The organism is Streptomyces sp. NPDC002835 (assembly GCF_053591995.1).
Genome location: NZ_JBSFUW010000004.1, coordinates 150883 through 166788, shown reverse-complemented (window position 1 = coordinate 166788; position 15906 = coordinate 150883). Strand labels below are relative to the sequence as shown.

The 15906-nt window shown below is 71.2% G+C and carries 14 protein-coding genes; 5 read left to right on the top strand and 9 right to left on the bottom strand.

Annotation, left to right across the window (positions count from 1 at the left end; all coding sequences use genetic code 11):
* Positions 1-47: 47 nt before the first annotated feature.
* From ACWD01_RS06360 to ACWD01_RS06350, 3 genes are all read right to left on the bottom strand, one after another.
* Positions 48-467, bottom strand: coding sequence for a (deoxy)nucleoside triphosphate pyrophosphohydrolase (locus ACWD01_RS06360; protein WP_451158667.1), 420 nt, complete (start codon positions 465-467; stop codon positions 48-50).
* Positions 468-546: 79 nt separating this feature from the next.
* Positions 547-726 (bottom strand): SPOR domain-containing protein, encoded by a 180-nt coding sequence (locus ACWD01_RS06355; RefSeq protein WP_451158665.1) that lies wholly within the window; start codon positions 724-726, stop codon positions 547-549.
* Positions 727-924: 198 nt separating this feature from the next.
* Positions 925-1677, bottom strand: a complete 753-nt coding sequence (locus tag ACWD01_RS06350; protein ID WP_451158663.1) for a GntR family transcriptional regulator — start codon at positions 1675-1677, stop codon at positions 925-927.
* Positions 1678-1920: 243 nt separating this feature from the next.
* Here ACWD01_RS06350 and ACWD01_RS06345 point away from each other — a divergent pair, with 243 nt between their 5' ends.
* Positions 1921-3288, top strand: coding sequence for a glycoside hydrolase family 18 protein (locus ACWD01_RS06345; protein WP_451158661.1), 1368 nt, complete (start codon positions 1921-1923; stop codon positions 3286-3288).
* 65 nt (positions 3289-3353) lie between these two features.
* On the opposite strand, the gene ACWD01_RS06340 is transcribed toward ACWD01_RS06345, so the two are convergent.
* Both ACWD01_RS06340 and ACWD01_RS06335 read right to left on the bottom strand, forming a co-directional pair.
* On the bottom strand, positions 3354-4472 hold the full coding sequence (locus tag ACWD01_RS06340) for a DUF4190 domain-containing protein (protein ID WP_451158659.1): 1119 nt from the start codon (positions 4470-4472) through the stop codon (positions 3354-3356).
* Positions 4473-4640: 168 nt separating this feature from the next.
* A complete protein-coding gene (locus ACWD01_RS06335) occupies positions 4641-6230 on the bottom strand; it encodes a S8 family peptidase (RefSeq protein ID WP_451158657.1) in 1590 nt (529 codons plus the stop codon).
* 198 nt (positions 6231-6428) lie between these two features.
* On the opposite strand from ACWD01_RS06335, the gene ACWD01_RS06330 reads away from it, so the two are divergent.
* Positions 6429-7517 (top strand): threonine synthase, encoded by a 1089-nt coding sequence (locus ACWD01_RS06330; RefSeq protein WP_451158655.1) that lies wholly within the window; start codon positions 6429-6431, stop codon positions 7515-7517.
* Positions 7518-7582: 65 nt separating this feature from the next.
* Here ACWD01_RS06330 and ACWD01_RS06325 read toward each other — a convergent pair whose 3' ends face one another.
* Positions 7583-9823 carry a DEAD/DEAH box helicase gene (locus ACWD01_RS06325; protein ID WP_451158653.1) on the bottom strand — a complete coding sequence of 747 codons (2241 nt, stop codon included), beginning with the start codon at positions 9821-9823 and terminating at the stop codon, positions 7583-7585.
* A 231-nt stretch (positions 9824-10054) separates the two neighbouring features.
* Between ACWD01_RS06325 and ACWD01_RS06320 the strand changes: the two genes are divergently transcribed.
* Complete coding sequence (locus ACWD01_RS06320) at positions 10055-10579, top strand: Uma2 family endonuclease (RefSeq protein ID WP_451158651.1); 525 nt, start codon at positions 10055-10057, stop codon at positions 10577-10579.
* A 34-nt stretch (positions 10580-10613) separates the two neighbouring features.
* Here ACWD01_RS06320 and ACWD01_RS06315 read toward each other — a convergent pair whose 3' ends face one another.
* Complete coding sequence (locus ACWD01_RS06315) at positions 10614-12032, bottom strand: ATP-binding protein (protein WP_451158649.1); 1419 nt, start codon at positions 12030-12032, stop codon at positions 10614-10616.
* A gap of 241 nt (positions 12033-12273) precedes the next feature.
* Here ACWD01_RS06315 and ACWD01_RS06310 point away from each other — a divergent pair, with 241 nt between their 5' ends.
* Both ACWD01_RS06310 and ACWD01_RS06305 read left to right on the top strand, forming a co-directional pair.
* Entirely contained in the window at positions 12274-12813 is a 540-nt protein-coding gene (locus ACWD01_RS06310; RefSeq protein WP_451158647.1) for a helix-turn-helix domain-containing protein, read from the top strand.
* Entirely contained in the window at positions 12810-14105 is a 1296-nt protein-coding gene (locus ACWD01_RS06305; protein WP_451158645.1) for an MFS transporter, read from the top strand. Before ACWD01_RS06310 ends, ACWD01_RS06305 begins: the two co-directional genes overlap by 4 nt.
* Before the next feature lie 502 nt (positions 14106-14607).
* Here the strand turns inward: ACWD01_RS06305 and ACWD01_RS06300 are convergent.
* A complete protein-coding gene (locus ACWD01_RS06300; RefSeq protein ID WP_451158643.1) occupies positions 14608-14775 on the bottom strand; it encodes a hypothetical protein in 168 nt (55 codons plus the stop codon).
* Positions 14700-15713 (bottom strand): tyrosine-type recombinase/integrase, encoded by a 1014-nt coding sequence (locus ACWD01_RS06295; protein ID WP_451158641.1) that lies wholly within the window; start codon positions 15711-15713, stop codon positions 14700-14702. Before ACWD01_RS06295 ends, ACWD01_RS06300 begins: the two co-directional genes overlap by 76 nt.
* Between the last annotated feature and the right edge of the window lie 193 nt (positions 15714-15906).

Genomic DNA, 15906 nt, shown 5'->3' with positions numbered 1-15906 from the left:
GTGCCCGGACCACAATGGAGGCACGCATGGCACCAACGGCGCACAGCTCAATGACGCGCGCCGCCCCCGGCCCGCTCACGGCGCAGGCGCGCCCATGCCGCGACCGCGGGCCGGTCCTGGTCGAGCCAGTCGACGGCGTCCAGCTCCTCCGGCGCGAGCCAGCGCAGTGCGTCGTGGTCCTGAAGAGGGCTCGGCTCTCCGGACACCAGCCGGACCGTCCACACCTGGAGCACATAGCCGGGCCGCAGCGGCCACTCGCCGGGAACGCGTTCGACCGGCTCGGTCTCGATGCCCAGCTCCTCGCGCAGCTCGCGGACCAGCGCCTGCTCGGGGCTCTCGCCCGGCTCGAGCTTGCCGCCGGGGAGCTCCCAGCGTCCGGCGAGCTCCTCGGGCGCGCTGCGGCGCGCGGCGAGGAGCCGCCCTTCCTCGTACACGGCGCCGGCCACGACCACCACACGATCAGTCATGCGGCGGAGCGTACTGCGCGCCGCAGCACGACCGGACGAGCCCCCGGGCGGGACGGGCCCCGGCGCTCCGGCGGCGCCGTCAGCGGGTCGTCCGGCCGACGCGTTCGATCCAGTAGAGCTGCTTGTGGCCGCGGCCGTCGAGGGAGTCCGCGATCTTCTGAGCCTCGGCCTCGGTGGCGTACCTGCCGACGCGGTAACGGTTGCCGTTGTCGTCCTGCCGTATGACGAGCCAAGGCAGGACAGCGCCACTGTCGGTCATCGCACCCCTCCCTCGGCCCAACCGAGTGTCCGTAACGATCGCCAGGAAACCGCAGTCTGCATATGCGGAAGCCTACGCCTGGCATTTACTGAGCGGATACGGGTTTTTACAAAGAGACATGAAGAGGGGGCGCATCCGGCCGGATGCGCCCCCTCGTGCCGGCTTGCGGCCGTCAGCTCCCGGCCTCCGGTCCCCGGCTCACTTCACGGGCAGGTGGTACGCGATGCGGTAGCGGTCCGCGGGCACGACGACGTCCGCCGTCTCGACCGGGCGCCCCGAGGCGTAGTACGTCCGCTCGATGACCATCACGACATGGCCCGGGACGCCGCCGAGCGCGAGCAGCTCCTCCGCGAGACCGGGGCGGGCGCCGACCTCCTCCGTCACGTTGTCCACCACGACGTCGATGGCGGCCATCCGCTCGACGACGCCGCAGCCCCCGAGCGGGCCGTCCTCGGGCAGCATGACCGGGGTGCGGCCGGTGACTTCGAGGGGCTCCCAGGAGGTGGAGAGCATCATCGCCTCACCCGCGTCCCGGAAGACATAGCGCGTGCGCATCACGCGGTCGCCGGCCTTGATGTCGAGCCGGGCGGCCACCTCGGGCGTCGCCGACTCCTGCTCGCTGGTGGACTCCCAGGTCCCCCTGGCCTCCTCCGCGGCCTGCTCCTGACGGAACGGGGACGCGCCCGACGGCGGCCGGAAGCCGGAGCGGGCGACCCGGCGGGGCACCGGCCGCTCGCGCACATAGGTCCCCGAGCCGGATCTGCCCTCCACCAGGCCCTCGGCCATCAGGACCTTGCGGGCCTCGAGGGCGACCGTGTCGGAGACGCCGTACTCCTCGCGGATGCGGGCCTGCGAGGGGAGACGGGTGTGCGGCGGCAGCGAGCCGTTCACGATCTTCTCGCGGAGATCGCTCGCGACGCGCAGATAAGCGGGCTGCTCACCGAAGGTCACTGGCCACTCCCAACAGGTTGACAGAGAGCAACAGCGTGACAACGGTCGGTTGCATGTCGCAAGCATGGGCCAGGGTTTCACTCGAAGTGATGATTTGCTGCTGACCAGAGGTTTATCGCGGATACGGGCGTCCGGCGCTCCGAGGGCCCTTGACCGCAATGGTCCATACCAATACGTTCCTGCGCACACGACACGACACCCCTCACGGAACCTGTTTCCGGTACGCGCACAGGAATGAGCCCGATGCGTCGAAGAACCTTTGTCCGGGCGGCCGTTGCCGTCTGCTCGCTCTCGCTCGTCGCCACCCTCGGCCCGGCCGCTGCCGCCACCTCCGCCCAGGACTCCCGTCACGGCGGCCACGGCCACGACCAGAAGCAGTCGTACAAGCGCGTCGGCTACTTCACCCAGTGGGGCGTCTACGGCCGCGACTTCCAGGTCAAGGACATGGACACCAGCGGCCAGGCCGCGAAGCTGACCCACATCAACTACGCCTTCGGCAACGTCGACGCCGAGGGCCGGTGCTTCACGGGCAACATCCCCGGCGAGGCCGACGCCTGGGCGGACTACGCGCGGCCGCTGCCGGCCGCCGATTCGGTCGACGGCGTCGCCGACACCGCCGAGCAGCCGCTCGCCGGCAACTTCAACCAGCTGCGCGAGCTCAAGGCCAAGCACCGCGGCCTCAAGGTCCTCATCTCGCTGGGCGGCTGGAGCTGGTCCACCCACTTCTCCGACGCCGCCCGCACCCCCGAGTCCCGCAAGGCGCTCGCCTCGTCCTGCATCGACCTGTACATCAAGGGCAACCTGCCGGTCGACGGCGCACGCGGCGGCGAGGGGGCGGCGGCCGGTCTCTTCGACGGCATCGACCTGGACTGGGAGTGGCCCGGCTCCGCGGGCGACACCGACACCGTGTACCGCCCGGAGGACAAGCGGAACTTCACGGCGCTGGTGCGCGAGTTCCGCACGCAGCTGGACGCCTACGCGAAGTCGCAGCAGAAGGCCGCGGGCGGCAAGCGCAAGCACTACGAGCTCACCGCCTTCGTGCCGACCGCGCCCGCCAAGATCGACGCCGGCTTCGAGGTCCGCAAGATCATGCGGGACTTCGACTTCATCAATCTCCAGGGCTACGACTTCCACGTCTCCGGTGAGCAGACCACCGCCCAGCAGTCCGCGCTGTACGCCCGCGGGGACTTCAGCGTCGACCAGACCGTCCGCGACTGGATCCGGCGCGGCGCACCCGCCCGCAAGCTGGTGGTCGGCATGCCCTTCTACGGCCAGGGCTGGACCGGGGTGACCGGCCGGGGCGACGGCATGAACCAGCCGGCGACCGGGCCCGCCCCGGCGACCTGGGCGGCCGGGTACGAGGACTACAAGGCCCTCAAGAAGCTCGCCGACTCCGGTGCGTACGAGGTGCACCGGGACCGGCGGAACGGGCACGCCTGGCTCTTCGACGGCACCACGCTGTGGACGTACGACGATCCGCAGGTGCTGCACGCCAAGACGGCCTACATCCGCCGGCACGGGCTCGGCGGCGCGATGTTCTGGTCGATGGACGGGGACACCGCGGACGGCGAACTGACGGCCGCGGTCGACAAGGGGCTGAACCGCCGCTGACGCGCGCGGCGCGGCCCTCGTCCCGGTGCGACGCCGGAACGAGGGCCGCGCGGCCCTCTCGTGTCTCAGGCCTCGGTCCCGTACTCCTCCGGCGGCGGGGTCGTACTCAGGCCCAGCGCCTCGCGGGCCCCGGTCCGGGTCTGCCGGGTCAGCGCCGCCTCCGCCGTCGTCACATGCGTCCAGAAGGCCGCCTCGTCCGTCGCCTTGGCGGCGCGGTCCCATTCGCCGGCCGACTTCTCGAACTGCCGCCCCCGCTCGTCCAGCGCCGCGGACGCCTCCTGCGGCCACGAGCCGGCGCGCAGCGCCACGGCCTTCTCCCGCAGGACGGCCGACATCTCCCGCGCCCAACTCCGGTGTGCGACCGGGTCCTCGGCGAACTCGGCCTCGGGCTGTTCCCACGCCGCCTTTTCCACGGCGTGCTCGGCGTTGATGTACGACAGCTGGCCGGGGTCGTGGCTCTCCGGTCCCACATGGAGCGACCCCTTGAGCCCGTCACCGGTGAAGGCGCAGGTCAGCATGCGGTCGCCGCGGGCCCAGCTCTGCTCGGTCGGGATGTAGTAGTACGTCTCGACGTCCTCGGGGAGCGCCCATGAGTCGCGGGCGTAGGCGTCGTTGATGTCCAGGCAGGTCCTCTCGGCGAACTCCTCGCCCCTCGGGCCGCCGGGCGCAGGGTCGGACTTCTTGATCCGGTAGGTGCCGGTCACCTCGGCGTCGTGCTCCTCGGCGCAGGGGACGATCCGGACGCTCACGACCACCCGCTCGAGATCACCGCCCGGCACGTTGAAGCAGTCGCCCCGGCGCAGGTCCTGGGTGCTCTTCGACCGGGCCGCGCCCTGGAATCCGTCCCGGAACCCGTTCCACGCCTCACGCGCCTCGCCCGAGGCGATCACGAGCAGGACGAGCAGGGTGCTGATCGACGACAGGACGATGCCCGCGATCGCCATCCCCTTGCCCCGTCCGCCCTTCCGGCGGATCTGCGTGAGCGCGAGGCCGCCGAGGATCAGCCCGAGTGGCGGCAGACAGCAGACGATGCCCAGGACGAGCGAGGTGACGGCGATCCCGTTCACGGGCGCCGGCGCCGGCCGTTGCGGCTGCGGGTACGGGTGCCCCCAGTTCGGGGGATACGGCTGCTGGTACGGCTCCTGGGGCGCGAAGGGCCGCGCACCCTGTTCGGAGGGGTCCACGGCTACGGGTGCTCCTCGTCGGTTCGATGGTTCGCACTCGGTGCGAACAGGCAGCGCGCAGGATACGCGGCGTCAGGAGTACGTCCGTGGGCGGCCCGTGGCACGGCGAAGGGCGGCCGCTCACGCGGCCGCCCCTTTGGCTGCTGTGCCGGTCACCGGCTCATGGGCTCAGAACTGCAGCGCCCAGGAGTCGATCTTTCCGGTGTCCCAGTAGTAGTTGTCGCTGACGCGCAGCTTCCAGGTGCCGTTGGCGGCCTCGGAGGACGCGTCCACCGTGTAGGTGGTGTTGATGTTGTCGGCGCTGCCTCCGGTGCCGTAGTTCTTCAGCGTGTACGCGGTGCCGTCCGGGGCGACGAGCTGGACCCGGAGGTCACCGATGTACGTGTGCTGGATGTTGACCTCGACGCTCAGGTTCGACGGCGCGTTGCCCGAGATGCCGCTCACGGTGACCGGCGATTCGACGGTGGCGTTGTCGTTGATCGCGTAGTCGGCGGTGTTCTCGAAGCGGTCACCCGTCGGCGGGTCGGGATCGGGGTCGGTGCTCCCGGTGCCCACGTACAGCAGGCGGTTCGGGGAACCGGTGCCCGGGTTGCCGACGACACCGCTGGTGGCGGCGGTGGTCAGGGCCGAGGAGACCTGGGACGGGGTCGCGCTCGTGTTGTCCGCCAGGTACAGCGCGGCGGCGCCGGCGACGTGCGGGGCGGCCATCGAGGTGCCGGAGATGGTGTTCGTCGCCGTGTCGCTGCTGTTCCACGTCGAGGTGATCGACGAGCCGGGCGCGAAGATGTCGAGCACGCTGCCGTAGTTGGAGAAGCTCGAGCGGGCGTCGGAACTCGTGGTGGAGCCGACGGTGATGGCCTCGGTGACCCGGGCGGGCGAGTAGTTGGAGGCGTTGGCGTTGGAGTTGCCGGCGGCGATCGCGTAGGTCACGCCGGAGGCGATGGAGTTGCGCACGGCGTTGTCGAGGGTGGTGTCGGCGCCACCGCCGAGGCTCATGTTGGCGACGGCCGGCTTGACCGCGTTCCGGGTCACCCAGTCGATACCGGCGACGACTCCGGCGGTGGTGCCGGAGCCGTTGTTGTCGAGGACGCGGACGCCGACGATCTTCGCCTTCTTCGCCACGCCGTGCGCCGTGCCGGCGACCGTGCCGGCGACGTGCGTGCCGTGGCCGTGGCCGTCCTGGGCGGTGTTGTCGTTGTCGACGGCGTCGTAGCCGTACGTCGCACGGCCGCCGAAGTCGCTGTGCGTGATACGCACGCCCGTGTCGATGATGTAGGCGGTGACGCCCTGACCCGCGCTGTCCGGGTAGGTGTAACTCCGGTCCAGCGGCAGGGCCTTCTGGTCGATCCGGTCGAGACCCCAGGAGGGAGGGCTCGGCTGCGTGCCGGAGATCGTGAAGACGCGGTTCTGCGCGACGGACTCGACGGCCGGGTCCGCGGCGAACTTCTTGGCCTGCCGCTCCGAGAGCTCGACGGCGTAGCCGTTCAGTGCGGCGGTGTACGTCTTCTTGATCTTGGCGCCGTACTCCGCGGCGAGGGCCTTGCCCGCCTTGGACTCCGCGTCGGCCGCGGACTCGCCGAGGGTGACGATGTAGCTGCCGGGGACGGCGTTCGGGGCGCCGGCGTACTGGATGACGCCTTCGGGCGCCGGCTCGACCGCGACGGCCGGAAGAGCGGAGACCGTTCCGAACGCCAGGGCGGCGACGGCTATGGCGCTGACCGACGTAAGTCTTCGCCGGGAATCACGCATCACTGACATGTGAGGGGTCCTCCTCATTGGTGGTGCGTCGCTGTGGGGGATCTTGAAGCTTGGCAAGAGCATGACAAGGCACACCGCCGGGTTCGCGGCGTTCCAAGTCCACCTACCGAGCGAAAGATTGACTGATCCATAGGAATCTCACAAGAGGTCCGACCGACAAGTAACAAGCGCGGCACGGAACTGCCATGCTGCCGGACCATGACGACCTATCACTGCCCGGACTGCGGCACCCAGGCCCCGACCACGTCCCTGACCTGGTGTTGTCCGGAGTGCCGGGGGCCCTGGGACCTGGCTTTCAGCGCCGCCCCGGTCCCGCTCACCGCCCTTGCGGGCCGGGTGAATTCCCTGTGGCGTTACGAGGAGGCCCTGCCCCTCTCCGACCCTGCGGCGTCGCTCGGGGAGGGCCGCACGCCGCTCGTCGAACTCACCCCTGCCGTCTCGGCGAAGCTCGACTTCCTGACGCCCACGCTCTCCTTCAAGGACCGCGGCGCCGTCATGCTCGCCGAGCTCGCGCGGCGCCTCGCACCGCGCGAAGTGATCGCCGACAGCAGCGGGAACGCGGGCACGGCGATCGCCGCGTACTGCGCCCGGGCGGGGCTGCGGTGCACCGTATACGTCCCCGAGGCCACCTCCGCCAAGAAGGTCGAACAGATCCGGGCACACGGCGCACGGCTGGAAATCGTCCCCGGCGACCGGGAGGCCACCGCCGCGGCCGCCCGTACGGCCGCCGACGCGGACGGCGTCTTCTACGCGAGCCACGTCCACAACCCGTACTTCCTGCACGGCACCAAGACGTACGTCTACGAGCTGTGGGAGGACCTCGGCGGCCGGCTCCCGGAGGCGATCGTCGTCCCCGTCGGCAACGGCACGCTGCTGCTGGGAGCGGCCCAGGCACTGTCCGAACTCCACGCGCACGGGCTGATCGACACCCGTCCCGCACTGGTCGCGGTCCAGGCCGAGGCGGTGTCACCGCTGGCCGCGGCGTTCCACGCGGGCGCCGACGACCTCCTCGACGGCGCCCCCGCGCGGCTGACGCTCGCCGAGGGCATCGCCATCCCGCGACCGCCGCGGGCCCGTCAGATCCTGCGGGCGGTACGGGAATGGGGCGGGACGTTCCTGACCGTCACGGAGGACGAGCTCCGCGCCGCGCAGCGCGATCTCGCCGCGCGGGGCCTGTTCGTCGAGTCGACGGGGGTGGCCTGCTGGGCGGCGGCGGGCGCGTGGACGGACCGGACGGCCGTGGTGCCGCTGTGCGGGGCGGGGCTGAAAACGGGGCTTGCGGGGTGAGGGGGTGGCAGGGGCGGGGGGGCGTCCGGGGCGGTGCCCGTCGCCGGTCACCCGCCACTCGCGCGTCAGGCCGGGGAGGGCGCGTCCTCCGACGAACCGGTGAGCCGCGGCTGTTCGTCCTCCGGTCCGCCGGTGAGCCGCCGCTGTTCGTCCTCGACGATCCGGCGGGCCAGCGAACCGACCGAGATGTCGACCGCGTCGGGCGTGGCCTCCGCGACGTCGCTGCGGCGGGCGTACGCGTCGAACAGGCGCGACTTGTTCGCCAGGATGTCGAGCATCCGCTGGTCCACGCTGTCCGTGGCGAGCAGCCGGTGCACCTGCACGGCGCGCACCTGCCCCATCCGGTGGGCGCGGGCGACCGCCTGGTGCTCCATCGTCGGCTTCACCTGCGGCTCGCAGATGATGACCACGGACGCCGCCTGCAGGTTGAGCCCGACACCGCCCGCCTCGATCTGGGCCAGCAGCACCGCGTGCCCGGGCTCGGCGGTGAACTCGTCGACCAGCCGCTGGCGGCGAGCCGCCGGGACGCTCCCCGAGATCGGGCCGAGGACCCGGCCGCCGGCCAGGGCCTCCTGGACCGTGCCGAGGACATCGCGGAAGTACGAGAACACGACCACCTTGAGCCCGTTCTCCGCGGCCTCCGCGACCAGTTCGCGCAGCCGCTCCAGCTTCGCCGACTGCGCGGGACGCGCGTACGCCGCCCTGCGCATCGCCATGAAGTTGCCCATCACCACCGCCTCCCGGTACGCCTCCGCGTCGGACGCGCTGAACTCCTCCCACTCCTCCACCTGGAGCAGCGACGGCAGTTCCGTGAGCACGTCCTGCTGGTTGCGGCGCAGATAGGCCGGCGCGACTGCCCGGCGGAACGCCTGGGAACCCGCGACGGCGTCGCTGCCCTGGATGCCGGGCAGCAGCTCCGGCCGGAGGTGGCGGACCAGGTTGCGGAACTCCTCGACCCGGTTCTCCATCGGCGTACCGGTGAGGAACAGGACCCGCTCGCACCGCTCGGCCCAGCGGGACACCGCCTGGGAGCGGCGGGCGTCCGGGTTCTTCACGTAGTGGGCCTCGTCGACGACCAGCATCCCCGGTGGTGTGCCGTCGGGGACCGCGAGAGCGTGCAGGGCGTCGAAGGTGGTGATCGCGATGCCGCCGCGCTCGCACCAGTCGGCGTACGCGTCGCGGCGGTCGGGTCCGTGCACCGGCACCGGTCTCAGCGCGCTGCGGGACCTGACCTCACGCGTCCAGTTGATGAGTACGCTCGCCGGGCACACCACCATGAAGTGGGTCTGCCCCCGCGCCGCGAGGTGGGCGAGCGCGGCCAGGGCCTGAACCGTCTTGCCGAGTCCCATCTCGTCGCCGAGGATCACCCGGCGCTGTGCGAGCGCGAACCGGGCCCCGAAGGCCTGGTAGCCACGGAGCGAGACCCGGCGGTGGGTGTCGTCGAGCGGCTGGGCACGGACGCGTTCGGCGAGCTCGGCCGGCAGGAACCCCTCTGCGGTCTCGGGATCGGGGTCCCGCCCGGAGACCTCCGCGAGGAGGCTGTAGTACTCGGCGGAACGCAGCTCGAAGTCCACCCACGCCGCGGCCTCGGAGGCCGGGCTCCGCAACAGGTCCACGGACGCCTGCCCGAGCAGCAGCGGCACGTCCGCGTCCGCGGCCTCCGCGGTCGCCTCCTTCAGCCGCCCCAGCGCCGCGAGCGCCCGCTCGCGCCGGTCCCGGCCGGCGAACAGCATGCGCATCCGCCCGGCGGCCGGCCCGGCCGCCGCGAGCAGCCCGGTGAGCTCCTTCTCCAGCCGCTCGGCCGTCTCCAGCGCGCGCCGCAGCTCCGGCCCGGCCTCGACGAGCCGGTGCAGGGCGATGACGAGCGCGGTGGTGCGCGGCTCGGGGTGGTCGACGTCGATCCGTACGGAGACGGTCTCCGCGACCGCGTCCGCGATCTGCCGTGCGGCGGCGATCGCCTGGTCCGCGGTCTGCTGACCGACACCGGGGATCTGCCGCAGCTCGTAGCGGCCCGCGGCGTGCACCTGACGGACCGTTCCGTACCCGGCGTCCTCCAGCGCACCGAGCCGCAGCCGCCCCTCGGTGACGTCCTTCAGCCGGGCCACGGGGATGGACCCGAGCTCCTGGTCCACCAGCCCGGTCCGTACGGGGTCGAGCGCCGCGCGCACCTCGGCCAGCGCACGACCGTGATCGGCGACCACGGCCCGGGCGGCGCCGTGCAGCTCCCGGGCCCGCGCCAGCAGCGCCCTGGCCTCCCGCCCGCCCCGCACCCCACGCCCCGCCGGCCCCGACCCGCCCTCTGCCATGACACCCCTCATGTGCCTGCCGCCCCGCGTGCGGACATCCTTCCACGGGGGTACGACAGGGCGACGGGGGACGGCTGGGTGCGGGCGAGCAGTCACCGCGCGGCCGGCGGCCGCACCTCCAGGATCGTCGCCGTGCCACCGGCCTCAAGGAGCCCCACGACGTCCGTGCGCCGAGTATGGATCAACGACACATCGCCCCCTCCTGGAACCTGCAGTCGCTAGGGTTGACTCATGACCGCACTGCCCGACTGGATGCGCCCGCCGCGCGCGGAAGGCTGGTTCGCGGAGGACCTGGACCGCCTCCCCGAGGCGCCTCGCCACACCGAGCTGATCGACGGAGCTCTCGTCTTCATGATGTCGCCCCAGCGGTCCTGGCATGGCCGCCTCGTCACCGCCCTGACCACCGCGCTCATGGCGCAGACACCGGCCGGCTTCGAGGTCGAGCGGGAGATGACGATTCGCCTCGATGCCCGCAACCGCCCAGAGCCGGACCTCCTGCTGACGGACCTGCCCTACGACCCGGACCGCACCTGGTACGCCCCGGACAACGTGAAGCTCGTCGTGGAGGCTGTGTCCCCCGAGTCGGCCCACCACGACCGCACGGTCAAACTCCGCAAGGTCGTCCATGTCTACGAGCTTGACGAACCGACCTGCGCCTACGCGCCCGCCGGCATCTTCCGGGGCTCGCTCCGGCGTCCGGTGCCCTTCGAGATCAGCCTGGACCTGGACAAACTCACTCCGCCGCGACGCAGCTGAGAATCCTCACCACCTCACGCCCGGCATCCGGCGCTCACAGCGGCCAGGCCATCAGCAAATCGCCGGGGCCGTAGACGGCATCGAGCCCCGGACAGCCGACTCCACTGCGCGAGACCGCCATGACCGGAACGGGTTCGCCGGTGAGGGCGGCCCGGTGTCGATGGAGAGCTGCCAGGTCGTGCCCGTCGAAGGGCGACTGCTCCAGCCACTTGATGGAGCCGACGAAGAGCAGCTCCTTGGCGATGGGTGCGCGGTCCGCCCCGACGATGTCGATCTCGACGTCGTTGGTACGGGTCCAGTAGCCGCCCACTGCGGGGGCCGCGGGCAGCCTGTCATCGGGCAGTATCCGCGCCAGGGCCTCGCGGACAAGGGGCTCGACGGCTCGGCCACGCCAGCTGGTCCAGTTCTCCCGGATGCGCGCCACGGTCAGATCGCCCCGCCCCCGCTCGATCTCCTCCATGGAGGGGCCGAGCAGATGCAACCAAAACCGCAGGTAGGGATCTGTCACCCGGTAGCGGCGATCCTTCGACGGTCGCAGCGATACGGGCAGCTCCGCGGCGACGATCCGCTTGGCCGTGAGCAGCTCCAGCGCTCGCTGCAGGGGCGTGGCCCCGATTCCGCCGGCCGCACGGGCGATGTTGGTGAAGGTCCGCTCGCCACTGCCGATGGCCGCCAGCACCGTACGCGCCTGAGCCTGCGCAGGGAATTCGGCAGCCAGCGAGCGCTCGGCCGACACCAGCAGGGCCGAGACCGGGTCACTCAGCGCCTCGACGAGGAAGTCCCACAACCCCGCGCCGCGCGGCCATTCCGCGCAGATCAGCGGCAGTCCGCCGGTGACCAGCGCGGCGTCGAAGGCTTCCGCCGGTTCCAGCCCGAGCATCTGCCCCACCTCGGCGGGGTTCAGTGGTCCCAGCACCATCTCCCGCCCGCGCTGGTGGAAGGGGCGTCCGTAGCTGTTCAGGGTCTCCATCATCGACAGATCGGAGCCGATGAGGACCAGCAGCACGGGCTTGGTCTCCAGCACCCGGTCCCAGGCCCTTTGCAGCATCCCCTCAAAGGCGCCGTCGGCATCCATCAGGTACGGCACCTCGTCGATGATCAGCACGCTCGCCCGGTCGGCGGGCAGCGCCGCAGCCAGGACGTCGAACGCGGCGTCCCAGCTCTCCGGCCGTGCGGCGGCCACGAGCCGCGCCATGGGCAGGGTCGACGCCTGGGCGTCCCGAGCGAGCCGGGCAAGATCATGTCCGGCGGACGCACCGGTCGCCGCGTAGAACAGGAACGGAGCTCCGGAGCGCTCCGCAAACCGCTCGGCCAGCCGCGACTTGCCCACGCGGCGCCGCCCGCGCAACATCACGCACCGACCGGGCCGCTCCCCGCCGACTCCTGTCGCCACCTTCTGCAGCTCTCGCTCCAGCGTCGCCAGCTCCTGGCGACGGCCTACGAAGTCCGCCATGCCTGCGACCTCCACTGGTGATACTGACATCAATGTTAGTAACTTCGACGTTAGCATCATTGGTGTCGGCTGTAAGCGGCTGATCGCAGCGCACAGCAGAACGTGAACCCTCCGAGGGCACCACCCGAGCGGCCCCGCCTTGCACGGTCGCGAAGACCTCACGCCGAGCCGGACGGCGAATTCCCGGAAGGGCGTACGGAATCCGCTTGCCAATGGTCAAGAATCGTTGACCATTACTCGCATGCCTACCGATGATCTTCCCGAGACGTTTCACGTCACCACTGACGAGCAGCTACGCGCCGTCTCCAATCTCACGCGTCACCGGATCATGGCCGTGCTCCGCTTCGAGCCGGCGACGATCACGCAGATCGCCGTGCGGGTGGGCCTTGCGAAGGGGAGTTCCAGCTATCACGTGCGGCTGCTGGAGCGGGCCGGCCTGGTGAAGGTGGTGCGGACGCGGAAGGTGCGCGGTGTCACCGAGCGGTACTACGCGATGGCCGCACGGGCGATCGTGCTGCCGGATCCGGGCGAGGGAGGGCCGGATGTGCTGATGCGGCATGCGGTGGCGGACCTGGAGGCGTCGCCGGTGGACGGCGAGCGGCACGTACGGATGACACATCTGCGGCTCACCGAGGAGCAGTTCGCGGAGCTGGGGGCGCGGCTGGAGGCACTGGCGGACGAGTACCGGGAGCTGTCCGATCCGTCGCTGCCGGACGCGTCGCTCGTCTTCGCACTGTTCCACCCGGCACCGCGCGAGCAGGCCGAGGGAGGCGCCAAGTGACCTTGGACGTTCGGAAGTTGCCGACCGGGTTCGGACGCCTGTGGACCGCGCAGACGGTGTCCTCGCTCGGTGACGGGGTGTCGCATGCCGCGCTGCCGCTGCTCGCGTTGACGTTGACGCGGGATCCGATGGCGCTCGCCGTCGTCACGGCCGCCGGGACGCTGCCGTGGCTGCTCTTCGGGGTGCTCGGCGGTGCGCTGGTGGACCGCTGGGACCGCCGGCGCACGATGTGGGCCGCGGACGCGGCGCGTGCGGTGCTGCTCGCGATACCGGCGGCAGCGGCCGTGCTCGACGGCTTAAGCATTCCACTGCTCGCGGCCGTCGCCTTCCTCCTCGGCCTCGGCGGACTCTTCTTCGACACGGCCGCCACGGCCTACCTGCCGGATCTGCTCGGCCGCGACCCCGCACTCCTGGAGCGCGCCAACTCCCGCTTGCGCGGCGCCCAGACCGCCATGTCCGGCTTCGCGGGGCCGCCTGCGGGCAGTGCGCTGCTCGCGCTCGGGCGGGCGGTTCCGCTGCTCGCCGACGCGGCGTCGTTCGCGCTCTCCGCACTGCTCGTACGGTCGCTGCCCGCCGCGCCCCGGCCCGTGCCGGAGGTCCGCGAGTCGCTGTTTCGGCAGGCGCGGGCCGGGGCCTCGTACGTCTTCCGGGACCGGCTGCTGCTCGGGCTCGCGCTCCGACCGGCGGTCGGGAACGTCGCCTTCCTCGCTGTGGAGACCGTCCTCGCCCTCTTCGCGCACGACCGCCTCGGCATCGACACCTTCGGTTTCGGCCTGCTCCTCACGGCGGAGGCCACCGGCGGCCTGCTCGGCGCGGGCATCGCCTCCTCCCTCGGCCGACGACTCGGCACCGGCACCGCACTGACCTGCACGGCCGCAGTCGAAGGGCTTGCCATCCTGGGGCTTGCCGCCGCCCCGAATCCGTACGTGGCCGGGCTCGCGCTCGCCGTCTGCGGGGCCGGCATGGGCGCCACGATGGTGCTCGGGCCCTCGCTGCGGCAGGCGATCGTCCCGGCCCACCTCATGGGCCGGGTCGCCTCCACCTCCCGCATGCTCGCCATGTGCGCCGCCCCGTTCGGCGCCTTCCTCGGCGGCTGGCTGGCCACCACGTACGACGTACGCACCCCGCTCTACGCCGCCGCCGGCCTCCTCCTGGCCATGACCGCCGTCACGGCGACCATGACCAGCAACCGCCGGGTCGAGGCGGCGCTGCGTGGCGCTGCCTCGACCGACCGTCCAGGCCACCCGGCATCCGAGGACCCCGTTCAGGAGGGTGTACCCGCGTCGCCGTGACGCTCTCGCGGGAGGTGGCACGGAGGTTGCGGCGTGGGGGTCGATCGGCAGTCGTCGTGTGCCGGCGCCACTGCTCCGGCCGCTGCCGCGAGCCCCGCGAGGCGAAGCACAGCGCGAGCGGGAGGCTCTCCGGCCATCACGTCGGGTGGCAGGAGCCACCAGATGAACCTGGGCGCGCACCCGCTCCTCCACTGGGCGTGAGGGTGAGGCGCACCCGCCCGCACACTCCCTGCCGCAGGCACTGGACCGCACAACCCGGCACGGGCGTTCCGTCTGACCCCATCACCATCCCAGCACGGGAAAAACCAAGGGCCCGACTCCGAAGAGTCGGGCCCCTACTGACGTGTACGTTCGCCGGATCAGCGACGTGGCGGCACGTCAGCGGCTACACGTTGAAGCGGAACATTCAACGCAGCGCTCCCACCTGCGGAAACTTTCCCTCAGGTGATCGCATCCAGCACCCATCCAGCACCGTCGGGACTCATCCAGCACATCCAGCACGTCAAGCCGCGGAGACAGACTCGCCTGACTCCTCGACCGCCGGACGCATGGCACTCTGCATGACGTCTCGGCAACGACCCCACGCCTCGGGGACTAGGTGCCCGTAGATGTCCACTGTCGTCTTGATCGACTTATGACCGAGCCAGCGCGAGACCTCGCGGATCGGCACGCCGTTCGCCAACGCGGTCGAGGCGAAGAAATGCCGCAGACTGCCGGGCGTGTATTGGCCTTGCCGTCTACGTCGACCACGCCTGCCGCCACGCACGCCTTCTTGAAGTGGTATCCGAAGGTGGAGGCGGTGGGCATCACACCCTTGCCACGCTGGCGCGGGGAGAAGAAGACCTCCAGCCGCCGACGTCTGCCGCGAAGCCCTGTGAAGGCCACGGGCACCGGCGCCCACCGCGACAAGTGGCCGTCGATTTCCTGCTCGACGAACGGAGCAGCCGGGACGTCCCGGTACTCGCCCTCCGTTCGGTGCTTGAGCGGCACGATGATCGTGTGGCAGTCACCGCGGTGCGCTTTGGCGCTGACCTGCCAGCGGACCCTGACGAAGCCCGACCGTCGGCACTCGGTGGAGAAGGCGAGGGCCTCGCTGGGGCGCTGGCCGGTGCCCGACTGCAGATAGACCGCGAGCCGGTACTGCGGGGCGATGTGCTCCGCGATCAGATCAACCTCGCCCAACGTGGGAATCTCGTCCTCGTCCACCGCGCACCGGGCCGCCCTGGATACCCGGACGCCGCGCGCGGGATTGTGCGGGATGCGTTTCTCAACGACGGCCACCTCTAGCATCGCGGCCACCATCACCAACCGATCGTTGATCGTGGAGACCGCCAACCCGGCGCCGGAGGAGTGCAGTTGCTTGGCGAACTCCTCGAAGTCGCGCCGTGCCAGCCCGGCCAGCATCTTCCGTCCCAGTCGCGGCACGAGATGGTTCTGGATGAACCCTCCGTAGTTGCGGCGCGTCGATTCACCGATGACCCGGCGCTCCAGCCACTCCTGAGCCCAGACCTGCAATGACACCCGCCCAGGCGCAGGATCGAAACGAACGTCGGCCTTCTTGTCGTTCTCGACCTTGTCGGCGAATGCGTCCGCACCATCCGAGCCCACCCGCCGGGCAAACGACCTCTCCCGCTGCCGCCCTCGCCTACCGCCCGGCTCCCGGTACCGCACCGTCCACCCGTGCCGACACCGCGGACGGTCACAGGGGAAGTTCCGGTCCCGGACGTCCCTCTTGCACCTCTGAAAAACGCTCGCCACCCAAGCCCCGATCCGTCACCTGGCCCGTGCTCGAAACCGTGCA